The sequence below is a fragment of the Bradyrhizobium sp. LTSP857 genome (genome assembly GCF_000938285.1).
Classification (GTDB): Bacteria; Pseudomonadota; Alphaproteobacteria; order Rhizobiales; family Xanthobacteraceae; genus Bradyrhizobium.
This window is the reverse complement of sequence record NZ_JYMS01000038.1, coordinates 77,423-92,905: the sequence shown is the minus strand read 5'-3', so window position 1 is coordinate 92,905 and position 15,483 is coordinate 77,423. Positions and strand designations below refer to the sequence as shown.

16 protein-coding genes are annotated in these 15,483 nt (G+C 64.6%); 8 read left to right on the top strand and 8 right to left on the bottom strand.

Annotation, left to right across the window (positions count from 1 at the left end):
- Positions 1-30 precede the first annotated feature (30 nt).
- On the top strand, positions 31-657 hold the full coding sequence (locus tag UP06_RS24205; RefSeq protein ID WP_045006167.1) for a methyltransferase family protein: 627 nt from the start codon (positions 31-33) through the stop codon (positions 655-657).
- Positions 658-1,001: 344 nt separating this feature from the next.
- Positions 1,002-2,306, top strand: a complete 1,305-nt coding sequence (locus UP06_RS24200) for a PQQ-dependent sugar dehydrogenase (RefSeq protein ID WP_045006166.1) — start codon at positions 1,002-1,004, stop codon at positions 2,304-2,306.
- Positions 2,307-2,309: 3 nt separating this feature from the next.
- On the opposite strand, the gene UP06_RS24195 is transcribed toward UP06_RS24200, so the two are convergent.
- Positions 2,310-3,134 carry an aspartate dehydrogenase gene (locus tag UP06_RS24195; protein ID WP_045006165.1) on the bottom strand — a complete coding sequence of 275 codons (825 nt, stop codon included), beginning with the start codon at positions 3,132-3,134 and terminating at the stop codon, positions 2,310-2,312.
- A gap of 38 nt (positions 3,135-3,172) precedes the next feature.
- A complete protein-coding gene (locus tag UP06_RS24190; protein ID WP_045006164.1) occupies positions 3,173-4,090 on the bottom strand; it encodes a LysR family transcriptional regulator in 918 nt (305 codons plus the stop codon).
- 132 nt (positions 4,091-4,222) lie between these two features.
- On the opposite strand from UP06_RS24190, the gene UP06_RS24185 reads away from it, so the two are divergent.
- Both UP06_RS24185 and UP06_RS24180 read left to right on the top strand, forming a co-directional pair.
- Positions 4,223-5,521, top strand: coding sequence for an MFS transporter (locus tag UP06_RS24185; RefSeq protein WP_045006163.1), 1,299 nt, complete (start codon positions 4,223-4,225; stop codon positions 5,519-5,521).
- A gap of 21 nt (positions 5,522-5,542) precedes the next feature.
- A complete protein-coding gene (locus tag UP06_RS24180) occupies positions 5,543-6,616 on the top strand; it encodes a tartrate dehydrogenase (protein ID WP_045006162.1) in 1,074 nt (357 codons plus the stop codon).
- A 7-nt stretch (positions 6,617-6,623) separates the two neighbouring features.
- Here the strand turns inward: UP06_RS24180 and UP06_RS24175 are convergent, their stop codons facing one another.
- The 3 genes from UP06_RS24175 to UP06_RS24165 form a co-directional block, all read right to left on the bottom strand.
- Positions 6,624-7,553, bottom strand: coding sequence for a LysM peptidoglycan-binding domain-containing protein (locus UP06_RS24175; protein WP_045006161.1), 930 nt, complete (start codon positions 7,551-7,553; stop codon positions 6,624-6,626).
- A 597-nt stretch (positions 7,554-8,150) separates the two neighbouring features.
- Positions 8,151-8,411 carry a hypothetical protein gene (locus tag UP06_RS24170; protein ID WP_045006160.1) on the bottom strand — a complete coding sequence of 87 codons (261 nt, stop codon included), beginning with the start codon at positions 8,409-8,411 and terminating at the stop codon, positions 8,151-8,153.
- A 56-nt stretch (positions 8,412-8,467) separates the two neighbouring features.
- Positions 8,468-9,331 carry a DUF3313 domain-containing protein gene (locus UP06_RS24165; protein WP_045006279.1) on the bottom strand — a complete coding sequence of 288 codons (864 nt, stop codon included), beginning with the start codon at positions 9,329-9,331 and terminating at the stop codon, positions 8,468-8,470.
- 187 nt (positions 9,332-9,518) lie between these two features.
- Between UP06_RS24165 and UP06_RS24160 the strand changes: the two genes are divergently transcribed.
- Entirely contained in the window at positions 9,519-10,181 is a 663-nt protein-coding gene (locus UP06_RS24160) for a TetR/AcrR family transcriptional regulator (RefSeq protein ID WP_045006159.1), read from the top strand.
- Positions 10,182-10,194: 13 nt separating this feature from the next.
- On the opposite strand, the gene UP06_RS24155 is transcribed toward UP06_RS24160, so the two are convergent.
- Both UP06_RS24155 and UP06_RS24150 read right to left on the bottom strand, forming a co-directional pair.
- Positions 10,195-10,887: a haloacid dehalogenase type II gene (locus UP06_RS24155; RefSeq protein WP_045006158.1), complete on the bottom strand. Its 693-nt coding sequence runs from the start codon at positions 10,885-10,887 to the stop codon at positions 10,195-10,197.
- Positions 10,888-10,933: 46 nt separating this feature from the next.
- Positions 10,934-11,536 carry a CGNR zinc finger domain-containing protein gene (locus tag UP06_RS24150; protein ID WP_045006157.1) on the bottom strand — a complete coding sequence of 201 codons (603 nt, stop codon included), beginning with the start codon at positions 11,534-11,536 and terminating at the stop codon, positions 10,934-10,936.
- Positions 11,537-11,679: 143 nt separating this feature from the next.
- Here UP06_RS24150 and UP06_RS24145 point away from each other — a divergent pair, with 143 nt between their 5' ends.
- The 3 genes from UP06_RS24145 to UP06_RS42715 all read left to right on the top strand — a co-directional run bounded on the left by UP06_RS24145 (position 11,680) and on the right by UP06_RS42715 (position 14,164).
- The gene (locus UP06_RS24145; protein ID WP_045006156.1) at positions 11,680-12,375 is read left to right on the top strand and encodes an alpha/beta fold hydrolase; all 696 of its coding nucleotides are present in this window, start codon (positions 11,680-11,682) and stop codon (positions 12,373-12,375) included.
- 85 nt (positions 12,376-12,460) lie between these two features.
- Positions 12,461-13,321 (top strand): alpha/beta fold hydrolase, encoded by an 861-nt coding sequence (locus UP06_RS24140; protein ID WP_045006155.1) that lies wholly within the window; start codon positions 12,461-12,463, stop codon positions 13,319-13,321.
- Between the two features lie 15 nt (positions 13,322-13,336).
- Positions 13,337-14,164 carry an SDR family NAD(P)-dependent oxidoreductase gene (locus tag UP06_RS42715; RefSeq protein WP_502691592.1) on the top strand — a complete coding sequence of 276 codons (828 nt, stop codon included), beginning with the start codon at positions 13,337-13,339 and terminating at the stop codon, positions 14,162-14,164.
- On the opposite strand, the gene UP06_RS24130 is transcribed toward UP06_RS42715, so the two are convergent.
- A complete protein-coding gene (locus UP06_RS24130; RefSeq protein ID WP_045006154.1) occupies positions 14,146-15,165 on the bottom strand; it encodes a zinc-binding metallopeptidase family protein in 1,020 nt (339 codons plus the stop codon). The two genes, UP06_RS42715 and UP06_RS24130, sit on opposite strands and share 19 nt — an antisense overlap.
- Positions 15,166-15,483 lie beyond the last annotated feature (318 nt).

The window sequence follows — 15,483 nt, the reverse complement described above, 5'->3', positions numbered from 1 at the left end:
GCCGCCGCCCAACCCAAAGAACCTTTCCGCATGTCCTTTGATTTCAGCAAGCTTCTCTCTGTCGCCTGGGGTGGTTGGACCACGACCTGGCCGACCGAACTCCTGGCCCTGATCTGGCTAGCCTTTCTCGCCAGCTGGGTGGGCGCCTCGTTCTGGCAGGGGCGGACCAAGAAGCAGGTCATGACGCTCGAGTCGCAGCGCTATCGCCTGCCGATCCTGGTCGGCGGCATCCTGTACACGCCGTGGATTGCGGAGATCCTGGGCTGGAAGCCGCTCTGGGTGCTCGGCAACACCGGCATCACCATCGCCGCGGTTCTCTCGATCGCCGGCATCGTCTTCGCCTGGTGGGGCCGGCTGCACCTCGGAAAATTCTGGTCCAACACCATCACCCACAAGGAAGACCACCGCGTCATCGACACCGGCCCCTACGGCATCGTGCGTCACCCGATCTACACCGGACTGATCTTCGGCATGCTCGTCACCGGCATCGCGATTGGCGCCGTCACGACAATCCTCGGCGCCATCCTGATCTCGCTCGGCATGTGGCAGAAGGGCCGGATGGAAGAAGTGTTCCTGTCCAAGGAGCTCGGCGAAGACGCCTACGGCGCCTACTGCCGCCGCGTCCCGATGATCATTCCGTTTTTGTCGCCGCGCTGACGGGCGGGGTACTTCCTGCAACAACACCGCTGCTGATCCCGTCATCCTTCGAGGCTCCCCATGTGGCGCGCTGCGCCCCATGGCTCGGCACCTCAGGATGACGGTGATGGACTCGCATCCTTGCCATGCAAATTCGGCGGGCTGCCATCTGCGCACACGCTAAACGGCCCGATCCGAGCCCGCGCAGGTTGACCTTTTTACCGCCACCAAGTTGGATGCGCGCGCAAAACGGCACGACGACATTCCATCCTCGATCTGGAGAGGTCGACGATCCGGTCTGAGCCCGCGCGGGGCTTTGGACGATCCGTCGTTGCACAGTGCCACAGGTTCGACAGGGGATTTTCATGACCTTTTCCAGCATCTTTGCGCAGTTCGTCGCGTTCGTCGGCGGCATCGCGCTGCAATGGCGAAAGCTGTCGGGCACCGCGCCCGCGCCCGCCTGGGGCCAGGCGCCGGCCATTCCCGAAGCGAAGCCGCAAGGCGCGCTGCCGACGTTGAAGATGCCGACCGCGCGAGGCTGGAGCGAAGGGCAGAAGCCGACGGTCGCGCCCGGACTCAAGGTCAATGCGTTCGCGGCCGGCCTCGACCATCCGCGCTGGATCGAGGTGCTGCCCAACGGCGACGTGCTGATCGCGGAAGCAACCCAGATCGCAGGTGCCCCGAGATCGGTGTTTCACTATGCGATGCAGGCGACGATGCGGCGCGCCGCAGCCCTCGGCGTCAGCGCCAACCGCATCACGCTGCTCCGCGACAAGGACGGTGACGGCGTCGCCGAAGTGCGCGGCGCCTTCATGGAAAACCTCAGCCAGCCGTTCGGCATGGCGCTGATCGGCGATACCTTCTATGTCGGCAACACCGACGGCGTGATGGCCTTTCCCTATGTCGCCAATGCCGACCGCATCACCGCGGCTGGCAAAAGGCTCACCACATTCAAACCGAGCGGCCACTGGACACGCAGTCTGCTCGCGAGCCCCGACGGCAAGAAGCTCTATGCCGGCGTCGGCTCGCTCAGCAATATCGCCGAGATGGGGATGGAGGTCGAGGAAGGCCGCGCCGCGGTCTATGAGCTCGACCTCGTCGCCGGCACGCATCGCATCTTCGGCGCTGGCCTGCGCAATCCCGTTGGTCTTGCCTGGGAGCCGAACACGAACGTGCTCTGGACCGTCGTCAACGAGCGCGATGGTCTCGGCGACGAGACGCCGCCGGACTATCTCACCTCAGTGCGCGACGGCGGCTTCTACGGCTGGCCCTATTGCTATTGGGGCAAGACGGTGGACGATCGCGTGCCGCAGGATCCGACACTGGTCGCCAAGGCGCTGACGCCTGACTATGCGCTCGGCGGCCACACCGCTTCGCTCGGCCTGTGCTGGATGCCCGCGGGGACGCTGCCCGGTTTCCCCGACGGCATGGTGATCGGCCAGCACGGCTCGTGGAATCGCAGCACACTGTCCGGCTACAAGCTGGTGTTCATTCCGTTCGAGAACGGCAAGCCCTCGGGCCCCGGTCGCGACATCCTGTCGGGCTTCCTGTCCCCGGACGAGAAGGAATCCTACGGCCGCCCGGTTGGCGTCGTGATCGGCCCCGACAAGAAGTCGCTGCTGATGGCCGACGACGTCGGCAACGTGATCTGGCGTGTCACCGGCGCGTAAGAATTACGTTCCCACACACAACGTGGCGCGCTGCTTGCGCAGCAGCGCGATCACGGACAGCGCCGTGATCAGCCCCGTCTTGGGATTTTCGGACGGGATGTTCTCGATCGACATCGAGAAGCGCGCCGAATCCGCCTCGACCTCGATGCGGTGAACGTTGCGCGTCACGGTCGGGTCGGCCCAAATCTGCACGGACGTGCGATCCGGCCCGACGCCCGCGAGCGACAGCGCCACCGCGACGTTGAGATTGGCCGGAAAGCCTTTTGCAGCCTCGCGCGCCGTGCCCTCGAACAGTTTCAGCGGCTCGCGCAGATTGTCGATGTCGATGTTGTTCTCGACGATGAACGGCGCGCCCTTCAGCCCGTCGATCGGTTTGCGCGTCACCATCTTCACCGAATGGATGGTGCCGATGGCGGCCGCGTTGACGGCATCGAGCCCGATCAGCGCCCCCGTCGGCACGATGATGCGGCCGCCATTGGCGCGGGCCAGATCGACGAGATCAAAATTGTCGAGCAGCCCGCCGACGCTGACGACGACCGCGGCCTTGCCTCGCTTCACCGCGGGCTCGACGATCGCACGCAGCTGGCTGCTCGGCGCGCATTCGACCACGATGTCGGCGGCGTCACCGAGCTGGTCGATCGGCACGATTTGCGGCGGGCGACGCAGGCTGTTGAGGAAAGTCTGATGCTTGGCGGGGTCGCGTACGGCCACCGCCGACAGCGTCAGGCCTTCGATGCCCTGATCGAGCGCGGTCGCGATCTTACTGCCGATCGAGCCCAGGCCTGCGATGGCCACCCGCAATTCGTTTGAAGCCTTCTGTCCAGTCATCGCATCCCGCTTTCTTGCCAAGCCCATGTCATAGCGCCTCACGCCTCCCGCGCATAGCTGCGGAGGCGCGCCTCGAGCACCAACAGCATCGCATCGCGGGCCGGGTCACGCGAGCCGCGCAGCCATGCCGCAGCGAGAGGCAGCCGGCCGACGGGGCCGCTCTGCTTCGGCCGGAGCGGCACGAAGCGCACGCCGGAGACCGCCATCCGCGTAGTCCAGCGCGGCACGATCGCAGCGCCGAGCTTCGTAGCCACCAGATGGATGATGGTCTGCTTTTCGTCGGCGACCTGCACGATGCGCGGCGTCAGGCCAGCCTGCTCGAACAGTTTGATCGTGAGGTCGTGGCTGTGCGGCCGCGAGCGGCGGTCCGGCACCAGCATCGGCTCGTCGGCGATCTCGGCCAGCGTGATCGACTTGCGCGCGGCCAGCGCGTGCCGTTGCGGGAACGCCACGATCGCGGTCTCCTGAAGCAGATGGCGGAATTCGAGGCGCTTGTCGGGCCGGTCGGGCGGACGGACGAAGGCGAGATCGAGCGCGCCGGTCAGGATCTTTGGCAGCAGCCGGATGGTCTTGTCCTCCAGAAGCTGCACCGCGACCTCCGGATGCTTGGCGCGGAAGTCGCGCAGAAGCGGCGGCAACAGGCCAGCCGCCGCACTGTCGATCGCGCCGACCCGCAGCCGACGCGCGGCGCCTGCGCGCGAGCGGTTGCGTAAATTGCTCTCGACCGCCTCGACGCGGGAGAGGATGGCGCGGGCGTCGCGCAAGAGCGTGGCACCGTCCTCAGTGAGCGACACCGCGCGCGTCGTCCGCGCGAACAGCCGCGTTCCCAGATCTTCCTCGAGGAGCCTGATCTGGCGGCCGAGCGCGGAAGGCAGCATCTGGAGCTGCTGCGCCGCCCGGCCGAAATGCAGCTGCTCGGCCGCCGCCACGAAGCATCGGAGCTGATGCAATTCCATTCGGTCCCCTCGTCTCGCCTTGCGATGATTATATCATTTTTTTGTATAAACCAGCGCCAATTGAGTCCGCCTGCCGCCTCCGCCTAGGCTCACTGCCGCACAACGAAAAATCGGAACTCTGGGGAGGCCAAGGTGGCGAGCGAGATTCAGACACGCGTGCTGCGCAAGATCACCTGGCGCATCGTTCCTTTCATCATGCTGCTCTACTTCGTGGCCTTCATCGACCGCGTCAATATCGGCTTCGCCTCGCTGACGATGAACAAGGACATCGGCCTGTCGCCCACGGTCTACGGATTTGGCGCCGGCATTTTCTTCTGGGGCTATTTCCTGTTCGAGGTGCCCTCCAACATCATCCTGCACAAGGTCGGTGCGCGGATCTGGATCGCGCGGGTGATGATCACCTGGGGGATCGTCTCGGCCGCGATGGTCTTCGTGCAGGGCCCGACCAGCTTTTACGTGCTGCGCTTCCTGCTCGGCGTCGCGGAGGCCGGCTTCTTTCCCGGCATCATCCTCTATCTCTCCTACTGGTTCCCGGCGCGCCAGCGCGCCGCGGTGACGGCGCTGTTCATGGCCGCAGCACCGCTCTCGACCGTGCTGGGCTCGCCGGTCTCCGGTGCGCTGCTCGAGATGGACGGCCTGTTCGGCTTCAAGGGCTGGCAATGGTTGTTCGTGCTGGAAGCAGTGCCGGCCGTGCTGCTCGGCTTCGTCGTGCTGGCATTCCTGACCGACCGGCCCGAGAAGGCGAGATGGCTCGCGGACGACGAGCGCCGATGGTTGGTCGAGGAGATGAATGCAGAGACCACCAGCAAGGCCGCGACCGCGAGCCATGGCATCTGGCGCGGCCTCGCCGATCCGCGCGTGCTGGCGCTGTCGCTGATCTATTTCGGCACCTCGGCCGGCCTCTACACGCTCGGTGTCTGGGCGCCGCAGATCATCAAGCAGTTTGGCCTGTCCACGCTCCAGGTCGGCTTCCTCAATGCGCTGCCGGCAACCGCAGCGGTCGTCGCCATGGTGCTGTGGGCGCGGCATTCGGACCGCACCGGCGAGCGCACATGGCATGTGGTGTGGGCCTGCCTGATCGCTGCGGCCGGGCTCGCCTATGCCGGCCTTGCGACCGGCGTGGTCACGGTGCTGATCGCGCTCACGCTCGTCAACATCGGCATCTCCTCTGCCAAACCGCCGCTCTGGAGCATGCCGACCCTGTTCCTGTCCGGCCCTGCGGCCGCGGCCGGCATCGCCACCATCAACTCGATTGGCAATCTCGGCGGCTTCGTCGGGCCGTCCATGATCGGCTGGATCAAGGACCGGACCGGCAGCTTTGTCGGCGGGCTTTACTTCGTCGCTGGCCTGCTCGTTCTCTCCGCGGTCCTCACCCTGCTATTGTCGCGCGCGCAGACCGCACGCGTCGAACCCGTCACGCAAACTCATTGATATCTGAAACGGAGCACTCCCATGCGCACGCATTCGATCGCAGCAATTCCAGCCGACGGTATCGGCCCCGAGGTCATCTCAGCCGGTATCCGTGTGCTGGAGGCGCTCGCAAAGCGCAGCGGCGACATCGCTTTCAACACCAAGACCTTCGACTGGGGCTCCGACTACTACAAGAAGCACGGCGTGATGATGCCGGCGGATGGCCTCACCGAACTGAAGAAGTTCGACGCGATCTATTTCGGCGCGGTCGGCGCGCCCGACGTGCCCGATCACATCACGCTGTGGGGCCTGCGGCTGCCGATCTGCCAGGGCTTTGACCAATACGCCAATGTGCGGCCGACCAAGATTTTGCCCGGCGTCGCCTCGCCGCTGCGCAATGTCGGCATCGGCGATCTCGACTGGGTGATCGTGCGCGAGAACTCCGAAGGCGAATATGCCGGCATGGGCGGCCGCGCGCATCGCGGCCTGCCGGAAGAGGTCGGCACCGAAGTCGCGGTGTTCACCCGCGTCGGCGTCACCCGCATCATGCGCTATGCATTCAAGCTTGCGCAGTGGCGCCCACGCAAATTCCTGACCGTGGTGACCAAGTCGAACGCACAGCGCCACGGCATGGTGATGTGGGACGAGATTGCTGCCGAGGTCGCGGCTGAATTCCCCGATGTGACCTGGGATAAGATGTTGGTCGATGCCATGACGGTACGCATGACGCTGCATCCGAAGAGCCTCGACACCATCGTTGCGACCAATTTGCACGCCGACATCTTGTCCGATCTCGCCGGCGCGCTCGCGGGAAGCCTCGGCGTCGCGCCGACCGGCAACATCGATCCAGAGCGCCGCTTCCCCTCGATGTTCGAGCCGATCCACGGCTCGGCCTTTGACATCACCGGCAAGGGCATCGCCAATCCGGTCGCAACCTTCTGGACCGGCGCGCAGATGCTGGAGCATCTCGGCGAGAAGGACGCCGCGGTGCGGCTGATGGCGGCCGTCGAGCGCGTCTGCGCTGCCGGCGTACTGACGCCCGATGTCGGCGGAAGTGCTACGACGAAGGAAGTGACGGACGCCGTGATCGACGCGATCAATGGGTCGAATGTTTGAGAAAAACCTACCTCCGGGCCGGCGGCGTCGCCATCGCGGCAGCCGGCTCGGGCGGCGTCAAATGCCGCGGGACGATGATGGTCTGGCCGGGGGTAAGCGGCGCGTTCTCCGGCAGCGAGTTGCTCTGCGCGAGCGACCACAGCGGCACGCGATTGGCGGCCGCGATGCTCTCCATGGTGTCGCCCCGACGTACCGGCAACCGCACGCCGCTATCCCACAATTCAACCAGCGTATCCCCGGGCACGAGATAGCGTAGCGGCACGGCATCAGCCTGGGTCTGCGCCTGGATGCGCGGCAGCTGCGTCACCATCTCGATGATCTGGCGATGGATGTCGTCCGACTTTTCGATGTTGATGTGACTGACGCGCGGGTTCTCTTTCAGGTCGTAGCTAGCGTAGTGGCCGCGGAAGCCCGGCACCGCCACCACGTTGCCGCCGCCGAGCACGCTGTCGGAGAGGTAGATGTTGATGAAGCGCTCGACATTGAGCGGCACGTCATCGGTCGCGTGCGCGGGATCGATGGTGATGACGAGGCTGATCGGAATGTTTTCCTTGGCCGCCATCTCGGAGATGATCACCGAGCATAGCCCGCCCATGGAATGGCCGATCAACACGATCGGCGCCGGCGTTTCCTTGTAGCTCGCGATGGCGCGGCTGCCGATCCATCGGCAGATGGTGAATTCGTTGACGTCGGCGGAGAAGCCGGCCTGTGTCAGCTTCTCGCTGAGCCGGTCCATGCCGGTCGAGAAGATCGGCCCCATCGCGCCACGGAACAGGTAGATTTTCGGCGGCGGCAGCGGCTCGGCCGGAGGGGGCGGCGGCGCGACGGTCGGGATCGCAGCCGGCTTCGACTTGGCGGGCGAGCCTGCGGCCATGGCGGGGTTCAAGGCGAGCAGCGCAACCGCTGCCAGCACCACAAGTCGCCTTGGATCAATCATCAAGTCCCGCAGTCCCACCACAGGAGGCACAGGCCTCCCCCGCGGGGCTTAGTGACCACCGATTTGGCGTATTTTGGGGCACGGAACCGGGCCCGATGACGCCCGTCAGCGGGGACGCTCTTTCCGACCCTCCCGGCATCGTGGCCTCACTTGAACGGAACCAATGATTTGGCTTCGCAGGCGTCAGAAATCACCGAGCTCTGGATTCCCTTGTAGTCGTCATTGTCGAAAAAGACCGAATAGGCGGGCCGTCCGCCCNCCCGCCGAGGGACCTGTCTGCCTCAGACAGACGAAATACGATCCCGGCCCGTGATCGGTGTGGCGGACGGCGGATGCCGCGAGGGCTCCGGTCAGCTTGGCTTCGGCGGCGGCCTTCTTGACACCCTCCTGCACCGCTTTGGCACTCGGCGGGCGCGGGGGATGATAGGCAGGAGGGAGATTCGCGCTCGACGCGCATCCCGCCAATAGCAGCGTCAAGACAACTGCCAAAGCTCGCGGTGATTTGCGGCGGCCGAAGGCAAGTGCCCGGCGACCACGCCGCGTCAACCCATATCGTGATTGCATTGCTTCCCCTCGGCGTCGCGTTCGAAGCGCGCCTCACCCCTGGGTCAGCAAGAGATAGAGACAGCCCGCGGCGGTCGGCAGAAACGCGACCAGGGCCGTCATCCAGAAGCCGGGCTCGAGGAGCGACTCCTGGCCATCCTTCTCGCCGGCTACGCGCCGATCCGCATTCGTCCGGCTCCATGCCTCATCGGCCGTGAATAGGGGAATGGCCTCCGCGCTCGCACGAATATCGGCACGCGCTGCGCTTTGGCGCAGAGCGCGTTGGAAAGGGCGAGTTGTTCCGGATGTCAGCATGTCATCTACTCTAAACGGCTACGAATATGTTGAGCTTGGACGTGAAGGCGGCCACGTCACTGTGTGAGCGTTTGGCCTGAAGGCACTTCGGGCGCTGGTGGTGCGGCCGGAGTGTTGGTCGAACTTTCCTTGGCACCTGAATCCGTCCAGCCTGGCGGCAGGCCGAGCTTCTCCCCCGCAAAGCCCGTCACGCCTGGAAACCGTCCGAACGCCTCGCACGCGACATATTTGGGCGCGCCGCCGAACCGCACGGAAATGCTTTCGATCGGGGGCAGCGCAGGGATGCCACCAAATGGGGAGTCTCCGGTCGTCACCAGCTTGGCGAAGTCGGCGCCGAAATCGGCGGCGAGATCGTAGGCATCGCCCTCGTTGGCGACCCGCGCAGAGTTCGTGATGGAATTGGCGCTGCGCGCCCAGACCATGGCCGCCTTCTGAAATCCGGCGAAATCGCGCGCTTCCGCCTCGACCGACAGGCTGCCAAGCCCGACCGGAAGCCTTGGCACCGGCACAGGCACGCCGGGAAGCGCAACGGTCTTCGCAATCGACAGGGCTTGCGATGCGCCGGAGGCGGTCGGGCTGGTCGCTGTGGCATGCGTCACCGTCGCCTGCACCGTGAGGTCGGCGTCGTCATCGGCGGCCACGATGCGGAAGCGCTCGCTCAGGCGGAGACACAGCTCGCGGCTGATGGCATTCGCGACCAGGCGCCGCTCCTTTTCGTTCAGCGCAACGTCGGTGCGCGCGGGAAAGACGGTCGAGGCGATCCGGACCGTCTTGGCCGCCAGCACGTCCTTCTTGTTCACGCGGATCTGCGATCGCGTCACCAGCCCGTTGGCGTCCGTCATCCGGTCGTAGCTCCTGAGGGAGCCGGCCCGTTCGAGCGGCGCGGCCGCGCACCCACCGAGCGCAAGCGTGACAGACATCAGGGCCGCCCGTTGAAAGCGCATGGTCCCACTCACGCCTGGATAATTTATTAGAGAGGTTTCTCTAACAATCATTCTCACGCCCCTTGCTACCCGTCAACATAAATAGATGGAACTCTCTAATTTTGATTTTCTCGTGGCGGACCGTCGTGCTAAATGGGGCGATCAGGGAAAGGAGACGCGCGCTTTGAGGAAAGTCGACCCCGTCAAGCATGAGCAGAAGCGCGAGGAGATTCTCCACGCCGCGATCCGCTGCTTCGCCAGGGACGGCTTTCGCGGGGCCAGCACGACGGACATCTGCGCCGAAGCCGGGATCAGCCCCGGCCACCTCTATCACTATTTCGCGAGCAAGCAGGCGATCATCGAGGCGATGATCGACCTGGGTCTTGCATACGCGGCCGAACGGCTAGAAAAGATTCTGGCTGCCCCCGACGTGATCGAGGCGCTGCTTACCGATATCGAGGAAACCTGCCTGCGGCTCCGCCCGACCCAGGTCCTCAACATGGATGGCCTCGCGGAGGCCGCCCGCAATCCGGAATTCGCCAAGATCATCCAACGGCACACCGATGCGTTCCGCCGCCTGTGGGCTGACTTCCTGCGCCGGGCGCAAGACCAGGGGCGGGTCGATTTAGGGCTCGACCCGGATACGACAGCGAACATCCTGATCGCCATCATCGACGGATCGCGCGCCATGCCGATCCGCAATCCCAAGCTGGATATCAAGCAGAGCGCGGCGCATCTCAGAACGATGCTCGTCCGCTTCCTGAGCGCGCCCGACGCACAGAGCGTCGCGATCAAGCATCCCAATCAGAAGGCGAATCGTCCCCTCAAGCTGGTCAAGAAGCGGTAGGTCGCTCCGCAGATCAACCCGCGCCAGCGCCCTTGTGGCGCACGATCAATTGATCGGCGACGTCGTTGAGGTCATCACCAACGATCTGCGGCTGCGGACCAACACCGAGGACGTCGTTGCCGACGCGCCTGATCAGCGCCGCCTCCCAGCCCGCCGCCACCGCACCGAGCGTGTCCCAGGTGTGGCAGGCGATGAGACAGAACTGCGAGGGTTTTGCGCCGAGCTCGCGCTCGACATAGCCATAGGCCTCACGCGACGGTTTGTGATGCTTGACGCCGTCGGCGCTGAAACGCCGCTCGAACAGATCAACAATGCCGCCATGCGTGAGCTGCCGCGTTTGCACCTCGAGCAGATTGTCGGTCAGCGTGAACAGGCGGAAGCCGGCGTCGCGCAGCTTGCGCAGCGCCGCAGGGACCTCCGGATGCGGCGGCATCGTCGAAAACCGCTCGGTCAGCTCCTTTTTATCGCGCTCATCGATCCGGATGCCTTTTGTATCCGCCAGCATCTTCATCACGGCAGCGCCGATGTCGGTGAACGGGACATAACAGCCGGCGACCGTGAGGGCCGAGGAATAGAGGATGAAATTGGCGAACCACAGGCGCATCGCGTCCTTGTCGCCGAAGATGCGCGCGAAGGTCGGCTCCATCGTCTCGAGGTCGAGCAGCGTCTCGTTGACGTCGAAAACGATCAGGGGAAGATCAGCCATGGTGTTGGAGTCCTTGTTGTCAGGTCCGCTGTCGCCCCCGGCCCTGTCACTGCCTGCTCTTGAGCCTGCTCCGATGCGCGGCCTGCTTGGCGCGGTTGCCGCAGACCGCCATGATGCACCACCGTCGCGCGCGCCTGCGGGTGTGGTCGGCGAACAGCATCGTGCAGCTGTGGCCCTCGCACGCCTTCACGTCCGAAAAGTCCTCGTCGCAGACAAATTTTGCCATCGCTTCGCCGACCGGCAGCAGCAGGGATTCGGGCGATCGCCAGCGCCGCATCCTTTGCAGCGCAAGACCATCACCACCCTCGCCATGACGTGGCGTGATCTGCCGGAACATCTCGTCGCGTTCCAGCAGGCTGTTCAGCGGACCGAGTTCTTGCAGCGCCTTCGCCGTGAGCGGCCGGCCGGCATGCTTGCGAACAAAACCTCTGAACCACTCGCGTAAGGCGCGCGCCTGATCCGCGACCTCATCGAGCTCGCCCGGCAAGGCGCGCCCTTTCATCGCGTCGAGCTCGTCAGAAGGAACGAGCCTCGCCTGGGCCAGCCAGTCGATCAGGCCCTCGCCGTCGTCGATCCAGTCGACGGGCGTATCGACCGGCGTCGCGATCGAATTGAGGAAATCGAGACCGAGTGAGTCGGCAATGAACATGGCAGGCGGTCTGTTTGGCACGCGCGGCTCCCCAGCCAGATGGAACAGGCCTCACATAACCTGTAAAATGACTATTGACAAGTTACTACAACCAAGAATAACCTGATTGTAGCAATTACACAGGTTATGTACGGGAGATAGAAATGGCCAAAGGCGATGTGACGGTGGTCCTGGCCCACGGCGCGTGGGCGGATGGATCGAGCTGGTCGCGTGTCATCACCGCGCTCGAGGCCGAGGGGATCAAGGTGCAGGCGGCGCCGTTGCCGCTGACCTCTCTCGCCGACGATGTCGCGGCCCTCAACCGCAGCCTGGATCGCACCGAAGGTCCGATCGTGCTTGCAGGGCATGCCTATGCCGGTGCGGTGATTGCGCTCGCACGGCCTGCGCGCGTGAAGGCGCTGGTCTACGTCGCGGCCCTTGCCCCCGACGAGGGCGAGAAGGTTGCGGACGTGTTCTATCGCCTTCCGCCACATCAGCAGGTGCCGAAACTCGCACCCGACGACAATGGACTGATCTGGCTGCCTGAGGATGCCTTCGCGACGGCCTTGGCGCAGAACGCCTCGGCGGAGGAGCACGCCGTACTCGCAGCCGTACAGCGGCCGATCTCGCTGAACTGCATCACGGTGCCAGTCGGCCGCCCGCTTTGGAAGGACGTCCCGAGCTGGTTCCTGATCGCCGAGCGGGACCGCATGATCGTGCCGGACACGCAGCGCTACATGGCGGAGCGCATGAAGGCAAACATCCGCGCCCTGCCTGTTGATCACACGCCGAGCGTTACCGCGCCCACGGCCGTCACCGACATCATTCGCGACGCGGTCCGCGCCGTAAGCGGTAATTAAAGCCGCCTGCGGCACCGGCGTTGCGTCAGCACCGAATCCAATCTTCTCAAGGCAACCACATCAGCTACCAATCACGGAGACTGTCATGACCTCCACCAGATATCGCACGGCCGACATCGATGGCTTCAAAGTGTTCTATCGCGAGGCCGGACCCGTCGGCGCGCCAAAACTCTTGCTGCTGCACGGCTTCCCGAGCGCAGGCCACATGTTCCGCGACCTCATTCCGCTGCTCGCCGACAAATTCCACATCGTCGCGCCCGATCTTCCCGGCTTCGGCCAGTCCGACATGCCCTCACGCGACACCTTCAACTACACCTTCGACAACATCGCGCGCGTGATTGAGCGCTTCACCGAAGTGATCGGATTCGATCGTTTTGCGGTTTACGTCTTCGACTATGGCGCGCCGACCGGCTTCCGGCTTGCGCTCAGCCATCCCGAGCGGATCACGGCCATCATCTCGCAGAACGGCAACGCCTATGAGGACGGGCTGAGCGACGGCTGGACTCCGATCAAAGCCTATTGGCAGGACCCGTCGCCGGCCAACCGCGATGCGTTGCGCGCCTTCCTCACGCCGGAGACGACGCGCTGGCAATACACGCATGGCGTACCCGATCCAGGCATGGTGTCGCCTGACGGCCAGAATCTCGACAATTTCTATCTGGCGCGCCCGGGCTCGGATGACGTGCAGCTCGACTTAATGGGCGACTACAAGAGCAACGTCGCGCTCTATCCGTCATTCCAAAACTACTTCCGCACGCACAAGCCGGCGTTCCTCGCGGTCTGGGGCAAGAACGATCCCTTCTTCATTCCGCCCGGCGCCGAAGCCTTCAAGCGCGACAATCCCAACGCGGTGGTGCAGTTCTTCGACACCGGTCATTTCGCCCTGGAAACGCATGCAACGGAGATCGCGGCGAGCATTCGCGATGTCCTGGGCCAGCTCCGGTAGGGCGAGGAGATCACCATGACGAGACCCGTCGCCATCGTCACCGGCGCTAGCTCGGGGATCGGCAGGGCCACCGCGGTTCGGCTCGCGCGGGACTTCGGCGTAGTCGTCATCACGGCGCGCAGCGGCGAGAAGCTGCAAGAGGCCGGCCGCGAGATCGCGGCGGCCGGCGCCGAGCCGCTGGCGCTCGATGTCGACCTGATGGACTCCGCCTCGGCGGAAGCCGTTGTGACCCGGACGCTGGACCGCTTTGGCCGCATCGATGCGCTGGTTAATGTCGCCGGCGCAGTCCCCGGGCTCGACTTGTTCGAAATGACGGACGCGCAGTGGGATGCGGGCATGGCGCTGAAGTTTCACGGCGCGCGCGGGCTGACCATCCGCGCCTGGGAGGCCCTGAAGCAGGCCGAGGGAAGCGTTGTCTTCATGTCCGGCAATGCCGCGGTGATTCCGAAGCCGGCGGCTGCGGCCGTCGGAGCGATCAACGCGGCGATCGAAGCGCTGGCCAAGGCGTTCGCGGAGCGCGGCATCGCGGACGGCGTCCAGGTCAACAGCATCTCGCCCGGCGCGATCGTGACCGGCCGCCGATTGTCCATGCTCGATAGGATCGCCGCGTCCCGAAACGTCACGCTCGACGACGCCAAACGACAAGTTTCTCAGCCAAGCCGGCGTCGCCCGCTTCGGCGAGCCCCAAGAGATCGCCGACCTGATCGCATTCGCCGTCTCGCCGGCCGCGCGCTGGATGACTGGAACGGTGCTGCGCATGGACGGCGGCGAGGTGAAATCGGTGTAATGAAACTGGCGCTGCATCGGGGCCGAGGACGGCCGCCCTACTCCGCCGGAGCGTAAATCCTCGCCGCGTCCTCCAGCGCCCCTTGCTGATCGCGAAACGCGCTGATCGCCATGTGGACGAGATGCAGCTTGCCTTTCACCGCCGGCGATATGTCGAACGGATAGGCGTCGTTCATCCCGAGCGACCGGTTGAGCTCGTTGATGCCGCGGGAGAGCGGTGTCCACAATGCCAGCAGCGCTTCGAAGTCGCTCTCGAAATAGGGATCCGTCAGGGTCTGCCGGGCGCGCTCGTCCAGCGACAGCGGCAAACCTGCCAGCGAGTCGAGCGTCGACACGATGTGGAGAAAATGCGCGAAGGTTTCGGCCCAGTCCTCCCAGGGATGCGACGTGGCGTACTCGCTGATGAAGCCCATCCGATCGTACGAACGATCGGTGCGGCTGTAGTAGCCGCGTATCGCAGCTTGATAGTCCTGCGTCTCGTCACCAAAGATCAGCCGGAACGGCGCCCGGAAATTCGTGCTGTCGACGAGAACGTCCCAGTAGAAGTGACCGATCTCATGGCGGAAGTGCCCGAGCAACGTGCGATACGGCTCCCGAAACGACACCCTGCGCGCCTCACGCTCGACGTCGTCGGCTTCTGCGAGGTTGAGCGTGATGAGGCCTGACAGGTGCCCGGTCAGGATCGGATTCGTCTCGTCCGAGAGAATGTCGAAGGCCACGCGCGCGCCGCTGCGCGACACGAGCGGCAGCCGCAGACGGCTGAGGTCATAGAGAAGACGGCGCTTGGCTCCCTCCACGCGTCGCCAAAGCAGGACGTTTCTGGAGCTGCCGAGGTTCGGGATCGTTCGCGTCAGACGGCAGGCGTCGCAATACCACTCCGATCCGTCGACGGACCAGTTACAGCCGATGATGTCGCGGTTGCTGCAGGGGCGTTTGAAGTCGAGCGATGTCATGCCAATGCACGAGGAATCGAACGCCAACTGGCTGCCGCAGTTCGCACATTCGATCTGTTCGAACGAGACGGGTTGCCGGCACGACTGGCACTGGAATTCTCTCACGTGTCATCGCCTAAACAGAGGTAGCCCGAAGAGGAGCAATCACTTTCCGGAGCCGTTGCGGCTTTCGTTCTTGCCAGCGAGCAACGCGCGTTGTGTCCGGAGTGCCTGTTTCCTCAACAGAATGGCCCGCGCGGCGTTCAACCGATTCGAACGGGTACGCGCCTGCTTCCCAGGCGCATTTTCAGCAACCGGCTGGCCTGCCCAAGCGCGCTCAGGCTGAACTGACATCGGACCCGCGTTTCGTCTCTTTGCCATGATGTAACAACACCAGATTGTGCATTGAGTTCCTTTGAACGCAGCCGAGGAACCTCCGCTTCA